The 16,669-nt window shown below is 34.4% G+C and carries 15 protein-coding genes; 11 read left to right on the top strand and 4 right to left on the bottom strand.

Annotated elements, in window-relative coordinates:
- Positions 1–17 precede the first annotated feature (17 nt).
- From DB895_RS09305 to DB895_RS09290, 4 genes are all read left to right on the top strand, one after another.
- Complete coding sequence (locus DB895_RS09305; protein WP_116725091.1) at positions 18–1,442, top strand: PD40 domain-containing protein; 1,425 nt, start codon at positions 18–20, stop codon at positions 1,440–1,442.
- Between the two features lie 723 nt (positions 1,443–2,165).
- The gene (locus DB895_RS09300; protein ID WP_116725090.1) at positions 2,166–4,103 is read left to right on the top strand and encodes a tetratricopeptide repeat-containing sensor histidine kinase; all 1,938 of its coding nucleotides are present in this window, start codon (positions 2,166–2,168) and stop codon (positions 4,101–4,103) included.
- 2 nt (positions 4,104–4,105) lie between these two features.
- The gene (locus DB895_RS09295) at positions 4,106–4,753 is read left to right on the top strand and encodes a response regulator transcription factor (protein WP_116725089.1); all 648 of its coding nucleotides are present in this window, start codon (positions 4,106–4,108) and stop codon (positions 4,751–4,753) included.
- Between the two features lie 100 nt (positions 4,754–4,853).
- Entirely contained in the window at positions 4,854–5,474 is a 621-nt protein-coding gene (locus DB895_RS09290) for a DUF4230 domain-containing protein (protein WP_116725088.1), read from the top strand.
- A 6-nt stretch (positions 5,475–5,480) separates the two neighbouring features.
- On the opposite strand, the gene DB895_RS09285 is transcribed toward DB895_RS09290, so the two are convergent.
- Entirely contained in the window at positions 5,481–5,789 is a 309-nt protein-coding gene (locus DB895_RS09285; protein WP_116725087.1) for a rhodanese-like domain-containing protein, read from the bottom strand.
- 375 nt (positions 5,790–6,164) lie between these two features.
- On the opposite strand from DB895_RS09285, the gene DB895_RS09275 reads away from it, so the two are divergent.
- The 6 genes from DB895_RS09275 (at position 6,165) to DB895_RS09250 (ending at position 12,988) form a co-directional block, all read left to right on the top strand.
- Positions 6,165–8,315: a S46 family peptidase gene (locus tag DB895_RS09275; protein ID WP_116725085.1), complete on the top strand. Its 2,151-nt coding sequence runs from the start codon at positions 6,165–6,167 to the stop codon at positions 8,313–8,315.
- A gap of 277 nt (positions 8,316–8,592) precedes the next feature.
- Entirely contained in the window at positions 8,593–9,294 is a 702-nt protein-coding gene (locus DB895_RS09270; RefSeq protein ID WP_116725084.1) for a tetratricopeptide repeat protein, read from the top strand.
- Between the two features lie 75 nt (positions 9,295–9,369).
- On the top strand, positions 9,370–10,725 hold the full coding sequence (locus DB895_RS09265; protein ID WP_116725083.1) for a UDP-N-acetylmuramate--L-alanine ligase: 1,356 nt from the start codon (positions 9,370–9,372) through the stop codon (positions 10,723–10,725).
- A 35-nt stretch (positions 10,726–10,760) separates the two neighbouring features.
- Entirely contained in the window at positions 10,761–11,453 is a 693-nt protein-coding gene (radC, locus tag DB895_RS09260; RefSeq protein ID WP_116725082.1) for a RadC family protein, read from the top strand.
- A gap of 62 nt (positions 11,454–11,515) precedes the next feature.
- Positions 11,516–12,211 (top strand): YjjG family noncanonical pyrimidine nucleotidase, encoded by a 696-nt coding sequence (locus DB895_RS09255; RefSeq protein ID WP_116725081.1) that lies wholly within the window; start codon positions 11,516–11,518, stop codon positions 12,209–12,211.
- Positions 12,212–12,214: 3 nt separating this feature from the next.
- On the top strand, positions 12,215–12,988 hold the full coding sequence (locus DB895_RS09250; protein WP_116725080.1) for a hypothetical protein: 774 nt from the start codon (positions 12,215–12,217) through the stop codon (positions 12,986–12,988).
- On the opposite strand, the gene DB895_RS09245 is transcribed toward DB895_RS09250, so the two are convergent.
- A complete protein-coding gene (locus DB895_RS09245) occupies positions 12,989–14,266 on the bottom strand; it encodes a replication-associated recombination protein A (protein WP_116725079.1) in 1,278 nt (425 codons plus the stop codon). It abuts the gene before it with no gap.
- Between the two features lie 249 nt (positions 14,267–14,515).
- Here DB895_RS09245 and DB895_RS09240 point away from each other — a divergent pair, with 249 nt between their 5' ends.
- Positions 14,516–15,343, top strand: coding sequence for a rhomboid family intramembrane serine protease (locus tag DB895_RS09240; RefSeq protein ID WP_116725078.1), 828 nt, complete (start codon positions 14,516–14,518; stop codon positions 15,341–15,343).
- Positions 15,344–15,383: 40 nt separating this feature from the next.
- On the opposite strand, the gene rlmB is transcribed toward DB895_RS09240, so the two are convergent.
- Both rlmB and DB895_RS09230 read right to left on the bottom strand, forming a co-directional pair.
- Positions 15,384–16,118 carry a 23S rRNA (guanosine(2251)-2'-O)-methyltransferase RlmB gene (rlmB, locus tag DB895_RS09235; protein ID WP_116725077.1) on the bottom strand — a complete coding sequence of 245 codons (735 nt, stop codon included), beginning with the start codon at positions 16,116–16,118 and terminating at the stop codon, positions 15,384–15,386.
- Between the two features lie 65 nt (positions 16,119–16,183).
- Entirely contained in the window at positions 16,184–16,657 is a 474-nt protein-coding gene (locus DB895_RS09230; protein ID WP_166426959.1) for a lipid-binding protein, read from the bottom strand.
- Positions 16,658–16,669: the final 12 nt, after the last annotated feature.

Genomic DNA, 16,669 nt, shown 5'->3' with positions numbered 1-16,669 from the left:
TTTTTAATTCCTTTTTTATGAAAAAATATACAGTAATTATTGGTTTGTTCTTACTTGGTTTGTCCGTGCAAAGTCAACAAGTTCAATGGGCAAGCAAACTCATAAAATTTTCATCCGATTTAGGCGGAAAACAAAACGGAATAAAACGAATTCTTGGCAAGCCCGATGCTTTTCCTCAGGGTGGAAGCAGTCCAAATGCCTGGTCGCCTAAAAACGCCCTCAATGGCTATGAAGTGATTGAGGTGGGATTTGAAAAGCCACAAATTGTAAAACAGGTTGCTGTTTTTGAAAATCTTAACGCGGGATGTGTAGTAAAAATTGCTGTAGATGACGGTTCAGGAAGTTATAAAACGGTGTGGAACAGAAAAAAAGATTGGAAAACACCTACTTTCAAAGCTTCGATTTCGGCAGATCATAATTACTATTTTAAGAGAAAACGAAGAAAAATACAAGAAGCACCTGATGTCATTAATCCCGGAATTGAAAATGTCATTCTCGAAAATGCAGTAAGTAATGCAGTTGCGGTAAAAGTGGAGTTTAATTTCGCCTTGTTTCCTGGCCAAAAACAAGTTGACGCCATTGGTATTTCAGATTCAGAAGTTCTGATTGAGGCCAAAATAAATTCCAATTCCATCTTCGAAAATTTACCAAATCCCGAGTTAATTCCATTAGGACATAAAGCCGCTTTGTGCCCAGTCGTTTCTCAAAATGGCAATACACTTTATTTTACGAACAGCGCTTCTGAAAAGGAACAAATTTATTCCTGTTCCAAAATGGCAGATGACAAATGGAGTCAGCCTGTTTTAGAGAGTGCTTTAAATACAAATGAGAATTATAATTATATAGAATTTGCCGCGTCAGATTTTATGCTTCTTGGAGGTGCTAACTTTATCAAAGGAACGGGAGAATCTGGGTTTTCTATTCTAAATGGAATAAATGGAAAACAACAAGATTTCGAAACCATAAAAATTGCAGCATTTAATAATTATGACGATACTGCCGATGCTACAATCACTCAAGATAAAAAAATTATGATACTTGGAATCGAAACTGATTTTACCCAAGGGGGAACCGATTTGTATTTTACATCCAGAAAAGATGACGGAACCTATAGCTTGCTTCAAAGCATGGGAAAAATAGTCAATTCTGCTGCCAATGAGGCTACTCCTCAATTGCTATCGGATACTAAAACATTACTTTTTAGTAGTAATGGATTCAGCAATTTCGGTGATTATGATATTTTTATAGCCTATAGATTAGACGACTCTTGGAAAAAATGGTCAGAACCAGTTAATATGGGAAGTAAAATAAATGGGAATGGTTTTGATGCTTCACCTTATTATGACGAAAAAAGTGAGACCTTATATTATACCAAATTTATTGACGGGGAAATGAGTTTGTGTTTTGTGAAAATTCCCAAAATAGATTTAATAGAAAAGTAAAAACTGTATTTATTGTTTTTTTAGTCATTAAAATTTGTTATAAGATAATCTCTTCAGCTACAATATTTATTAGGTAATAACAACAATTGTTATGCTAATTGTAGCGATTGTCCATATTAATATTCAATTTTATAAGGAAAAAGAAGTGTTTAAAATCAAATTTAAAGTGCTAAAAAACAGCATTATATAAATTAACCCGCTGGGTGTAATTCAAAATTGTTTAATTTTTAGCCACATAGAAACATAGATTTTATGAATTTTGAAAGGCGTTTCACTTTATTTGAGAAAAACATAGCCATGTGAACCCAAGTATTGGGCTATCCAACTCTTTTTTTCTATGTTTCTATGTGGTTCAATTTTTTATTTATTCTATAATTTAAATTTTCATCAATTACACCCAATGGGTTAAATTAGTAAAAAACAATCCGGACAGGCAGACCAAATAAAACTTTCGGAGGAATTAGAGCAAGGCCTAAAATACAATAAGGCGATTTTGAACAATGATGTTTTTGGACTCAATTACGAGTTGTTTGAGATACTGTCAAAAAATAATTTGATATAAATAGATGATAATTGTGAAGAAATGAATGATTTTTATATTTTTATCAAATAAAATTGTGAAACTCATTCGTAAAAGATTATAAAATGTAATGGGAAGGAATTAGTATAATACCAAAAACAAACAAAAATCGTAGGGTATTTTTGTGTTGAATTTATTTATATATGAAAAGAAATAGAATATTTTTTTTAACCTTATTTTTAGTCACCTTTTTTGTTCATGCTCAGGATGCAAATGTGCTTATCGGAAAATTGAAGACTGAATTAAAAGCAAATCCAGATGCCAAAAAGACAGCTTTAATTTACTCGGATTTGACTTGGTATTATTCTGTTGTTTCCATTGATTCTGCATTACATTATGGCGGAAAAGCATTGTTGGAATCTAAAAAAATGGGTGATTCAACTTTATTGGCACAGGTCTATAGTGATGTTGGCGCCGTTTATTTTAGAAAAGGAGATTTTCAAAATTCACAAGAAAATTATCTCGCCGCTTATAAAATCAGAAAAGCCAGAAACGACTCAAAAGGGTTGGCGAAAATCAACAATAATTTGGCCAACATTTATGAAAAAAAGCAACAATACAAGCAAGCGATGGCATCGTTTCTAGAGGCTTTACACTATTTTGAGAGTATTAATGATGAAAAGAACAGCTATACCACAAAAGGCAATATTGGACTAATTTTTTTAAAATTAAAGAATTTTCACAAAGCGTTAAATTATATCAGTGATGTTGTCCGGTATCAGGAGAGGAATAATTTTAAAGAGGAACTGTGTGGCTCTTGTTTGAACTTGGGAAATGTTTACCTTCAAATAAACGACACCATCAATGCTTTAAAATATTATGATAAAAGTTTAAAGGCATGTACTTCAGTTGGAAATAAAAAAGGAATTTCAAGTGGTTATAATAATATTGCCACAATAAAAACAGAACAAAGGAAATCCAAAGATGCCTTAACGCTTTACGAAAAATCAAGGCAGGTTAGAGAACAATTAAATTCAGATTTGGACAAAGCCAATTTTGATTTCAATTTAGCTAAAGAATGCATAGTTGCTAATCAATTGAATGAGGCAAAAAAAATATTATTAAGCACCAAGAAAGTATTTGAAAAAATAAAATCGAATTCTAAATTACAAGTAAATTACAAAGCTTTAATTACTGTTTCCGCAAAGTTAAACCAGCCGGACAGCGTAGGTTTTTATGTTGATGAATTGTCTCTTTTAAATGAAGAACTTTTGGGTAATGCTGCAGTAAAACAAGCTGCGGAATTAGAAACTAAATTTCAGACTGAAAAAAAGGAAAAACTTTTACTTGAAAAAGAAGCCGAAACCAAACAAAAAAATTTTTTGTTAATTGGGATTTCTACATTATTGTTTTTAATAGTAATAATAGCATTTTTAATTCACAGACAACAAAAACTAAAAAATCAACAGCAAGAGCAAGAATTTCAATTAAAAACGGATATTGGTCAAATAGAAAAACAGAACGAATTGCAAGAGCAACGCTTGAATATTTCGCGTGATTTGCATGATAATATTGGTGCTCAACTTACTTTTATTATTTCATCAGTAGATAATATCAAGTATGCATTTGATTTGAAAAATGCTAAACTGGATTCCAAATTGCAAAGCATAAGTAGTTTTGCCAAATCTACAATTGTAGAACTTCGGGATACGATTTGGGCAATGAACAATAACGAAATTCATTTTGAAGATTTGCGGGTCAGAATTCTGGATTTTATAGAAAAAGCGAAAATGGCCAAGGAAAATGTTGATTTTAGATTCACCATAGACAACAGTTTGAGCGAGGAGAAATTAACTTCCATTTCTGGAATGAATATTTACAGAACCATCCAAGAAGCTGTAAATAATGCCATAAAATATGCTGAGGCTTCACAAATTTTAATTGACGTAAAAAGTGTTGATGATAAAATTTCAATTCACATTCGAGACAATGGAATCGGGTTTGATGAGGCTGTTACAGAAAAAGGGAATGGTTTGTACAATATGGAAAAAAGAATAAAAGATATAGAAGGAATTTTTAATTTAGTTTCAGAGTCAGGAAAAGGAACTGCAATTTTACTTCTTCTAAATAAAGAAAAATAGGTATGATAAAAATAGCAATTGCGGATGATAATTCATTTTTGATAAAAGCAACTCAAGAAAAACTTTCTTTTTTTGAAGATTTTATATTAAAACTTACCGCAGTAAATGGCCAAGATTTATTGGATAAGCTTGAAGAAAACCATAATGTCGATTTGATTTTGATGGATGTTGAAATGCCTATAATGAACGGAGTAGAAGCAACCGAAAAAGTAAAAAACAGATATCCCCACATCAAAATCATCATGCTAACAGTTTTTGACAATGACGAAAATATTTTCAAGTCGATAAAAGCGGGTGCCGACGGTTATTTACTCAAAGAAGTTAACTTAAAAGATTTGCAACAGGGTATTTTAGACACCCTCAACGGAGGTGCAACCATGACGCCATCCATAGCGATGAAAACCTTGAAGTTGTTTAGAAATCCAGTAACTTTTGAAGTCATTACTAATAATGAGGAATATAATTTAACGATTCGTGAAATAGAAGTTTTAGAACAATTGAGCAAGGGGTTGAAATACCGTCTTATTGCCGAAAATTTATTTCTTTCTCCAGGAACAATTCGTAAACATGTCGAGAATATTTATGAGAAACTTCAAGTGCATAATAAATTAGAGGCCATTCAAAAAGCTAAAAATAATAAGTTGATATAGTGCTTTTTTATTTTGTCAGTTCAAGTTTATAAAAGATTTGCGATAGTTTTTTTATAAGTACCTAGAGCAACTTTTTTTTTCTAACTTTATAAAAAAAGTAATGCAAAGAAAACTTTTATTTCTCACAGGAATTATATTCACAATTGTCTTATTGTTTAAGTTTTGTGAATTCAAAAAAGAGGATAGTTCAACAATTGATTATAATTCAAATTTGATTCAACAGCAAATTGTTAATGTAGGGAAATTGATTGTTACCGAAGGTCATTTTTCTCAAGTGCTCACTTATAAAGATCAGGATAAATATTTTATGAATATGATTTCTTTCGATAAAAAAGCACTAATTGTTGTCAATGCTGATGTTACGGTTGCCTATGATTTGCGTCAGATGAAATACGATATCGACGAAAAAAACAAAATCATAACTATTTTATATATCCCGAAGGAAGAAATAAAAATCAGTCCGGATATTCAGTTTTATGATGTGAATCAAAGTAAGTTGAATCCGTTTACGGGGGATGATTATAATAAAATAAACAAATCGGTTCGGGCGAGTTTAGCTAGAAAAATAGAAAAGTCATCGTTAAAATCAAATGCCCAAAACCGATTGGTTAGTGAGTTGTCTAAAATATTGATTCTGACCCATACCATGGGCTGGAAACTTCAATACGAGGGTAAAGTGATTGAAAGTGATGCCGATTTGAATCAGAAAATTAAGATGTAAGTACTTTTACAACTTACTGTTCAGGCTTTGCCAGCCTCCTCCGTTGATCACTTCGATACCATTTTGTTTCAAGATTGAAGTAGCTTGGGCACTTCGCATTCCGCTGGCACAGCATGCAATTACTGGTTTGTTTAGTTTTTTTATTTCATTTATTTTACTTCCAATAGTGTCTAACGGAATATTTTTTGCTCCTTTTATGTGTCCGCCTGAAAATTCTCCGGGGCTTCTCACGTCAATAATCACCGCTCCTTTTGCAACAAATTCCTGAATGTCATTTGTTTTGTCTCCCATACCTAAAAAATCGAAAAATCCCATAATTTTATTATTTTATGGTACAAATATACTTTTCAAAAGTAGATAATTTTGTAACAAAAGTTACTTAAAGCCTTATAGGTTTGCTTTTATAGGAAACGATGTTTTTATTGAAAAATGGATATTGAATCCTGTTTTTTCGCGATAGGGATAGCAGCGGCATCCCACGCTTTTGGGCGTGGATAAAGAGCATAGCCCGGCCATTCGCCCAAGTCCCAAAAAAACGGCTATCACGTTATAGTTTTTCTGATAAATACCCATCGAATTACAAAAATGAATTACCTTCGTAACACAAAATAAAATACTAATAGTCGTTTATTTTTGTAACAATGAAGGGAATTATCAGACTATTAATCACTAACTCTTATATTTTTAAAAATGAAGAAAATTATTCTATCCCTGATTCTTGGGATAATGCTTTTGCCAATGAGCGTAAAAGCGGATGAAGGCATGTGGTTTTTGATGTTTATTGAGCGCCTGAACCATAGAGATATGGAGAAAATGGGTTTGCAACTAACATCCGAAGAGATTTACAGTATTAATCACCATAGTTTGAAGGACGCTATTGTTCAGTTTAATGGCGGTTGCACTGCAGAATTGATTTCTAAAGATGGTTTGGTGTTAACCAATCACCATTGCGGATATGACGCTGTTGCCGAATTGTCTACAGCGGCTAAAAACCTTTTGAAAGATGGGTATTGGGCTGAAAGCAGAAAAGAAGAAAAGAAACCAAGCAGCTTATACGTTCGATTTTTTGTTCGTATGGATGATGTTTCGAAACGAATTTTATCGAAAGTAAATGATAAAATGACGGAGTTGGAGCGAGAAAAAGCCGTAAATCAAGAAATTGCTTTAATCGAAAAAGAAAACAACGAGGGTGGAAAATATACCGTTTCAGTTCGTCCATTTTTTCAAGGAAATGAGTATTACTATTTTGTATACCAAGATTATAAAGACGTGCGATTGGTGGGCGTTCCTCCAGAAAGTTTGGGAAAATTTGGTGGAGACACAGATAATTGGGAGTGGCCGCGTCATACTGCCGATTTTTCGATGTTCCGGATTTATGCAGACAAAAATGGGAATCCGGCAGATTATTCGGAAAACAATGTGCCGTTAATTCCAAAACACTATTTACCGGTTAATTTAGGTGGAGTGAAAGAAGGTGATTTTGCTATGATTTTAGGCTATCCGGGAAGAACCAACCGTTGGATGCCTGCAGGCGGAATTGAGCAAAACGTGAAATTCTCCTATCCTGCTTGGGTTGAAGGTGCTAAAACGGGAATGGACAACATGAAAAAATACATGAATCAAAGTGATGCGCTTCGTTTGGTTTATGCTTCAAAATTTGCTTCAACAGCCAATTACTGGAAAAACCGTCAAGGAATGATTGATGCTTTAACCAAGTTTGGTACGGCAAAGTCAAAAGCAGGTCAAGAAGCTAAATTTGATAAATGGGCGAATAAGAAAGAGAATAAAGCGAAATACGGAAACGTAATCAAGAATATTAATAAGTTCTATAGCTTGACTAATGAAAAAGCACGTCATGACAATTACTTGCAACAATTGTTTAGAACGACCGCTTTTGGTACTTCTGGAAGAACCATTGGGAAACAATTAGACAATTATGTAAAAGCAGATGCTGTTAAACGTATCACTATGGCTCCAGCAATTACCGAAATGGTTGATGAAATGTTCAAGGAATTGTATCTGCCAGCAGAAAAGGATTTGTTGGCAGCTCAATTAAATTTGTATGCTACAAAATCTAAAGGATATGCGATTGCTCCAATGGTGGATAAAATTGGGAAAGAAACTAATTACGACTTTACTAAATATGTAAACGCAGCTTTAGAATTAAGTATTTTAACATCTAAAGAAAGAATTAAAGCATTTTTAGATTTGCCAAGCCAGGGATTGTTAGATAATGATCCTTTGTATGCGCTTTCTAACGACATGATTTCGCATCTTAATTCAAAATCAGATGAAATTGCAAAAGCCCAAAATGATTATGGAGCTTCATTCCGTTTGTTGGTAGAGGGTTTGCGGGAGTCTAAGATAGGAACAATTAAATATCCGGATGCAAACTCAACCTTGCGTTTGACTTACGGAAAAGTGCGTGCTTTGCCAGCAGACAAGCGTAATGATGCCAAAATTAACAACTATACCACCATGGATGGGATGGTTAAAAAATACAAAAAAGGAGATGAGGAATTTGATTTGCCCGTTCGTTTAATTGACCTGAACAAAAGCAAAAATTATGGTCGTTTTGCAGATAAAGACGGATCAATGCACGTGAATTTCTTAACAGATAATGATATTACCGGCGGGAACTCAGGTTCACCGGTATTAAACGGAAAAGGGGAGCTTATTGGTTTGGCATTTGATGGAAACATTGAAGCTATGGCCGGGGATGTTATATTCGATCCTAAATTGCAAAGGACCATCAATGTTGATATTCGGTATGTGTTGTGGGTAATCGAAAATTTTTCGGGCGCAAAACATGTTGTAGATGAAATGACATTGGTAAAATAGGGATTATTAATTCAAATTAAAAATCCGTCTTGTATAGACTGCTTCTAAAAGTTTAGATAATTTATAATTAATTTTAATAGTAGTGAGCTCGATATTATATCGGGCTCATTTTGCTTAGCTTTCTTTTTGTCTTTTCGAAAAAGAATTTAAATTTTGGACATCAGGAACCTCTTTTTTTATTTCATCAGAAGAAAATTCATTTTTGATGTGGGTTTCAATTGTAAGGAATTATAAAATCCAATCTAATTTTACTACTTTTGAAATTCAATTTTAAAGAATGAAATATTTAATCTGGATTGTACTTCTTTTTCCTATTTTGGTCAAGGCACAACTTGATTTTAATAAAGCCGAAAAATACTTTCAACAAGGGCAATTTTCTCAGGCAAAAGTCCTTTTTGAAAATATAGTGAAAGATAATCCCAATCATTTAAAGGGATTAGAGTATTTGGGAGATATACAGGGAAGTTTGCAAAACTGGGACAAGTCCATTTCCTATTATAAAAGACTTAAAAAACTAAAGCCAAGTGAAGCTAACTACTATTACAAATATGGTGGCGCTTTGGGGATGAAAGCCAAGGAAAGCAATACGTTTAAAGCTCTTGGGATGATTGGTGAGGTGAAATCATCTTTTGAAAAAGCGATACAACTCAATCCAAAACACATTGAGGCTCGTTGGGCATTGATAGAATTGTATTTGCAATTGCCTGGGATTATTGGGGGAAGTGAAGCAAAAGCTACTCAGTATGCCAATGAGTTAGCCAAATTATCTCCCGTGGATGGCTATTTGTCTAAAGGACATATTGCCGAATATTTTGAAAGATATGGCGAAGCGGCCAAACAGTATAAATTAGCGATCGAAGTTGGAAAATCAAAAGTTTGCTACCAAAAATTGGCAGATTTGTATAAAAATAAGATGAAACAGCCCGAAAAAGCAAAGCTAATTTTAGAGGATTTTGAGAAAATTGGAGTAATCCAGTAATCATTCTTGAGTAATCGAACTGTCAAAAAAATTAAGAACCGCACAATCAAATAACCGAATTAACAAATCAACCAAATGCGTACACATTTTATTGCCATTGGCGGAAGTGCCATGCACAACCTCGCTTTAGCGTTACACAACAAAGGATACCAAGTTACAGGAAGCGATGACGCCATCTTTGAGCCATCAAGAACACGATTGGAAAAGAAAGGGATATTGCCTCAAGAAATGGGTTGGTTTCCTGAAAAAATAACTGCCGATATTGAAGCCATTATACTTGGAATGCATGCCAAGGCCGATAATCCTGAACTGTTGAAAGCCCAAGAATTAGGTCTGAAAATTTATTCCTATCCCGAATTTTTATACGAGCAATCCAAAAATAAAACGCGGGTAGTCATAGGTGGTTCACATGGAAAAACAACCATAACTTCCATGATTTTGCACGTAATGCACTTTCATAATATTGATGTTGATTATATGGTAGGGGCTCAACTTGAAGGATTCGACACAATGGTTCACCTTACGGAGGAGAATGATTTTATTGTTTTAGAAGGAGATGAATATTTGTCTTCACCAATAGATAGGAGACCAAAATTCCATTTGTATCAGCCTAATATTGCCTTGATTTCGGGCATTGCTTGGGATCATATCAATGTATTTCCAACGTATGATTTCTATGTGGAACAGTTTGAAATTTTTATTGGAAAAATCACTAATGGAGGAATTTTAGTGTATAATGAGGAAGATTCCGAAGTGAAACGCGTGGCTGAAGCAGCTACAAACCCAATTCGGAAATTACCTTACACGACACCGAAATATAAAGTTGAAAACGGAATTACCTTGCTCGAAACTCCAGAAGGCGATATGCCTATCGAAGTTTTTGGTGCACACAATCTCAATAATCTGGCCGGTGCCAAATGGATTTGCCAAAACATGGGCGTGGATGAAGCCGATTTCTATGAAGCCATAGCCAGTTTTAAAGGAGCTTCCAAGCGACTGGAAAAAATTGCAGAGAGCAAAACCAAGGTAGCTTACAAAGATTTTGCGCATTCGCCAAGTAAAGTTTCTGCGACAACAAAAGCCGTAAAGGAACAATATCCAAACCGAACATTAGTGGCTTGTTTAGAACTGCACACATATAGTAGTTTAAATGCCGAATTCTTGAAGGAATATGAAGGAGCATTGGAATACGCTGATAAGGCTATTGTTTTCTATTCTCCCGATGCCGTTAAAATAAAGCAGTTGGACGAAGTGACTTATGAGCAAATTGCCAAAGCCTTCAATAGGGAAGACTTGATTATATTTACCAATTCAAAAGACTTTAAGGATTATCTTTTTAATTTAAATTTTGATAATTCCGCCTTGCTATTAATGAGTTCCGGTAATTATGGCGGATTGAATTTTGATGAGGTGAAGGAGTTGATAGGATAGTTTCGGAAAGTTGACGTTAAAACTTAAATGACATTATGGAAAATTCCGCATTCCCCATAACCAATTGGTCCGAAGATGACAAACCTCGTGAGAAACTCATGAACAAAGGCAAAGCTGCATTAAGCGACGCCGAGTTAATTGCGATTCTCATTGGTTCTGGCAGTCGAAACGAAAGTGCGGTGCAATTAAGCAAGCGTATGTTGTCCAGTGTTGAGAATAATTTGAATGCTTTGGGAAAATTGTCTATACAACAACTCATAACATTCAAAGGAATTGGCGAGGCTAAAGCAATTTCGATACTTGCAGCAATGGAATTAGGCCGAAGACGCAGGGCGGAGGAAGCCGTAGAAATGAAGAAAATCACTTCCAGCAAAACCATTTTTGAAATAATGCAGCCCATTATTGGCGAATTGACCCACGAGGAATTTTGGATTGTCTATCTAAATAATTCTAATAAAGTGCTTACTAAATCACAGTTGAGTAAAGGCGGAATTACGGGAACTCTGGTTGATGTTCGGTTGGTGTTTAAGACGGCACTAGAACTGGGCGCAGTTGGTATTATCCTTTCTCATAATCATCCGTCAGGAGCTTTGCAACCCAGCGATGCCGATAAACAAATCACCAAAAAATTAAAACTTGCGGGGGAAAGTCTCGATATTAAAGTTTTAGATCATTTGATTGTTACCGAATCGCATTATTTTAGTTTTGCTGATGAGGGAATTTTGTAATACATCATCATGAGTTAATTTTAACTTGTTTGATAATAACTTCATGACATTAATTGCTAAATATGGAAATAGTAAAAACCAAAATAACCGATGTTTTTTTCGATTTGGATCATACGCTTTGGGATTTTGAAAAAAATTCGGCATTGGCGTTTGAAACGATTTTCAAAAAGCATCAAATAAATCTAAATGTAGAGGAATTTCTTTCTCATTACGTGCCCATAAACCTAAGGTATTGGGAAATGTATCGCTCGGAACAAATTACACAAACCCAATTGCGTTACGGAAGGTTAAAAGATGCCTTCGATTTAATGTCATTCGAAATAGACGATGAGAGAATCCTTTTTTTATCGGATCAATACGTGTATTATTTGCCTAAGTATAACCATCTTTTGGAAGGAACGATTGAAATTTTAGAGTACTTGAAACCCAAATACAAGTTGCATATTATTACGAACGGATTTGCCGAAATTCAAAATAATAAACTCAACAATGCAAATATCAACCAGTATTTTCAAACGATAACCAACTCAGAAATGGCGGGGGTAAAAAAACCAAACCCCCTTATTTTTCAGCACGCTTTAGATTTGGCTCAAGCCCAAAAAGGAAATAGCATTATGATTGGAGATTGTATCGAAGCCGATATTTATGGAGCACTTCGTTCGGGATTTGACGCTGTTTTATTCAACGAAAACCATTTAATAGTTGATGAAAATATCAAACAAATCCATCATTTGTTAGAATTAAAAAAATATCTTTAAAAAATGAAAAAATATAGTGTCCTGCTTTTATTGCTTGTTTTTAATTTCTCTTTAGCGCAAAGTATAAACGATTATAAATATGCCATTGTCCCGTCAAAATTTAACTTTTTAAAAGAAACGGATCAGTACCGATTAAATACGTTAACTAAATTATTCATGGAAAAATATGGTTTCACGACCTATTTAGGAACTGATGTTTTGCCTGACGAATTGGTAAGCAATAATTGTAATAAGATATATGTTGATGTAATAAGTTCAGGGAGTTTTTTAACTACAAAACTTAAGATAATTTTAAAGGATTGTAAAAATACCATTTTATATACGTCTTCTGAAGGCAGAAGTAAAGTTAAAGAATATAAAGTTGCTTATAATGAAGCTTTACGAATGGCATTTGACAATTTTAGTATTTTGAAAACCCATAAATTTCAACTCTCAGAAAAAAGCTTGGAAATGATTGGCGAGAGGTCTTCTCAAGAACCTAGTAAAACAGAAAATCCTAAAACGGAAGAACCTAAATTAGACATAACTTTTTCTGAGCCACTTTTTGCAAAGCCCTTATCTCAACCTTTTACAGGGAATGGTTTTCAATTGTTAACCCATAATACTAATATTCCACAATATGTAATGACTGTTTATAAAACTTCATCTCCTGATTGCTATATTGCTACTGAAGGAAATATAAGTGGAGTATTATTGAGGAAATTAGGAAATTGGTATTTCGAATATTATAAAGAAAACAAATTGGTTTCAGAACAAATTTTAATTGTGAATTTCTAATTAATAACCATATTTGTCCTTCCATCGGTTTTTCAAAAACTCTCTTGTGCTATTTTCCCTTGAATTATTTCCGGGATCATAAATAGGTGTATTGGCAATCGCATCGGGCAAAAATTCTTGTTCGGCAAAATTATTCTGATAATCATGGGAATATTTGTACTCTTCTCCATAACCCAATTCCTTCATTAGTTTTGTTGGCGCATTCCGCAAATGGATAGGCACGGGTAAATCGCCAGTTTTAGCTACGATTTCTTGGGCTTTACTAATAGCGAGATAACTGGCATTGCTTTTTGGTGACGTGGCTAGGTAAATAGCACATTGACTTAAAATGATTCTACTTTCAGGATATCCAATTGTAGAAACGGCCTGAAACGTATTGTTTGCCATGATAAATGCCGTTGGGTTGGCATTGCTAATATCTTCGCTAGCCAAAATCAGCATGCGTCGGGCAATAAATTTCACGTCTTCACCGCCTTCAATCATTCGGGCCAGCCAATATACCGCTCCATTTGGGTCGCTTCCCCGTATCGATTTTATAAAAGCAGAAACAATATCATAATGTTGTTCCCCCGTTTTGTCATAGAGAACGGTATTTTGTTGCACTAATTCTAAAACACGATCATTAGTGATAAAAATTTCGTCTTCACTGGAAGCGTTTACGACCAATTCAAAAATATTCAATAGTTTGCGTCCATCGCCACCGGAAAGTCGCAAGAGTGCCTCTGATTCTTGTAGATTTATTTTTTTATTCTTCATTATGACGTCTGTCGTCATGGCACGATGCAACAAGGCTTCTAGATCTCCTTTGGAAAATGGATTCAAAACATAAACCTGACAACGAGACAGTAGGGCAGGAATTACTTCAAAACTGGGGTTTTCAGTCGTGGCACCAATTAGCGTAATCCAGCCTTTTTCTACCGCTGCCAACAAGGAATCTTGTTGCGATTTGCTGAACCGATGAATTTCGTCAATAAATAAAATCGGATTTTTTGTGGTAAAAAGCCCACCGCTTTGTTTCGCTTTTTCGATAACGTCTCTAATATCCTTCACACCAGAGTTAATAGCGCTCAATATATAAAAAGGGCGTTTTGATTCCTGAGCAATAATTTGAGCCAATGTGGTTTTCCCAGTTCCTGGAGATCCCCAAAAAATTAAAGAAGGAATAATTCCCTTTTCAATTTGTTGGGTCAACGAACCTTTCGGACCAACCAAATGGGATTGACTTATATAATCTTCTAATTTTTGCGGACGAATTCGCTCGGCTAATGGTGCTTCCATTTGTTTTTTATTCTGAATTCAATATTCGTTACACGATAGCTTTGTTTGAACGGGCTAAGTAATCAATATTTTAATAGGTTTTAGTCCATTCAATAGGATACAAATTTAAAGATAATCTAGTGAATTATTATTTATTACCTATTATCTTCGAAATGTTTTTCAATATCTGCCAAATTAGCATTAAATTACTTTTGGTTTTATTTTTGATTTCGGAAATGAAACTAAAATTCCATATTCATAATTAATAAAATGAACGACAACCATTTCAAATTCTCCCCATCGGTTATCACTTTGCCCTTTTTGTTTGTGTTGTTACTTTGGGTTGTGTTTTGGATAGAAATTACATTTCATTTCAATTTAGAAAATTTCGGCATTTATCCCAGAACTTTAGAGGGTTTACGAGGTGTTATTTTTAGCCCGTTTATTCATGGAAGTACAGGACATCTGTATAATAATTCTATTCCCTTATTGATTTTGCTGGCTGCGTTACGTTATTTCTACAGAGAGCAATCGTTACGTATTTTAGGGTATGGGATTTTGATCTCAGGAATGATTACTTGGGTCATTGGGAGGGAGTCCTACCATATTGGTGCAAGCGGATTGGTATATGTTCTGGTTAGTTTTATTTTTTTTAAAGGAATTAGAACTAAATATTATCGGTTAGTTGCTTTGTCATTAGTTGTTATAATGGTTTATGGAAGTTTGGTTTGGTATATTTTTCCTCATGTAGATGAGGGTATTTCATGGGAAGGTCATTTGGCGGGTTTAATAACAGGTTTCGCTTTTGCTATTATTTTTAAAACTCCAGAATATAAAAAGCTGATTCGTTATGACTGGGAGCAACCTGATTTTGACCCCCAAGAAGATAAATTTTTACAGCGTTTTGATGAGAAAGGTAATTTTGTCAATTTGCCAAAACCTGAAATTTTAGAAGAAATTGTGGAGTTAAATAATGTTTCCTCTACATCAAATTACAAAATTATATATGATTTTGTTGCTGAAAAATATACCGCAGTTGAAGTAGGAACCACGGTAAATACAAATGGTTTAAATGATAAAGACGAATTAAAACCGTGATTTTAATTCGTCTTCTTATTGAAATGTATTCAAATTATATTCAACTTCTTTGTCTAACCGTTTCATATAGAAAGGCCCCACAGGCAACGGAAACATTAAGCGAACCGATTGTTCCAAACATAGGTAGTTTTGCTTTTTCATCAACAATTTTAAGTACAGAGGGGTTAATTCCTCTATCTTCGCTACCCATAATTATGGCTAAGGGCTCATTTAAAGCAATGTCATAAATTGTTTGGTCTGTTTTTTCAGTGGCCGCTACGGTTTTTATTCCTGAACCTTGCAAGTAGAATATGGCATCTTTGATATGTTCTACTTTACAAATAGGCACATTAAATACGGCACCTGCGGAGGTTTTAACTGTATCGCCATTCACCGGAGCCGAACCCGCTTTTTGTACAATAATTCCGTTGACACCGGTACATTCTGCCGTTCTAATAATTGCTCCGAAATTACGCGCGTCAGATATTTGATCCAGAATTAGGAATAAAGGCAATTTGCCAGATGCTAAAGTAGAATCTACTAAATGTTCTAATTCCATAAACCCAATAGGGGAAATGCTTGCTACGGCTCCCTGATGGTTATTGGGAGTTAATCTGTTTAATTTTTCGACGGGAACATAAGAGAAATTAATGTTGGCTCGTTTCATTACTTTCATCAAGTCTTTCATCAATTCGCCAGATATTTCTTTTTGAATGAAGACTTTGTCAACTTCCTTTCCTGATTGTATGGCTTCTATTATTGCTCGTATTCCAAAAATTAAATGTTCTTTTTCCATGGGGCAAAGATATAAAAAAAACCATCCGTTTTTGACGGATGGTTTAGGATTAATTTGGTTATAATCTAGTATTCATCTTCCGCGAAACCAGTTCTTTTATGACCTACATAAAGAATGTCATAACCATCTATATCATAGCTAAAATGAGCTTTGAAAGAGATTTTATCTACCACATGTCCACCTTGGGACAAGCCAGCTCCTTTTTCAATTTTACCATCCGTAATAGTTACAGTTGTTTCGGTAGCATCAATAAGGTTTGGTTGTGAAACGGCTGTAAATGTACCGTTTGCAACGTCCATAGTTATTTTGCACTTTAAAAAATAACCATTTTCATAGTCATTAATCCACATAGTGTTATCATTTGCGGCTGTATTGTAGGTAGAATGTAAAGCATGTTCAACTAAACTAGCTCCATCACTATCTGTTAGAGAGATATACCAATCACCTGCAAATTTCCCTGTTGTTGTCCCTCCAGGGTTTGGATCTCCACCCTCATCACAAGAAGAGAATGATGTAAATATAAGGATACCAAAAAGCACCTTTATAATATT

The sequence above is a fragment of the Flavobacterium psychrotolerans genome (assembly GCF_003097635.1).
GTDB lineage: Bacteria > Bacteroidota > Bacteroidia > Flavobacteriales > Flavobacteriaceae > Flavobacterium > Flavobacterium psychrotolerans.
This window is presented reverse-complemented; position numbering and strand designations above follow the sequence as displayed.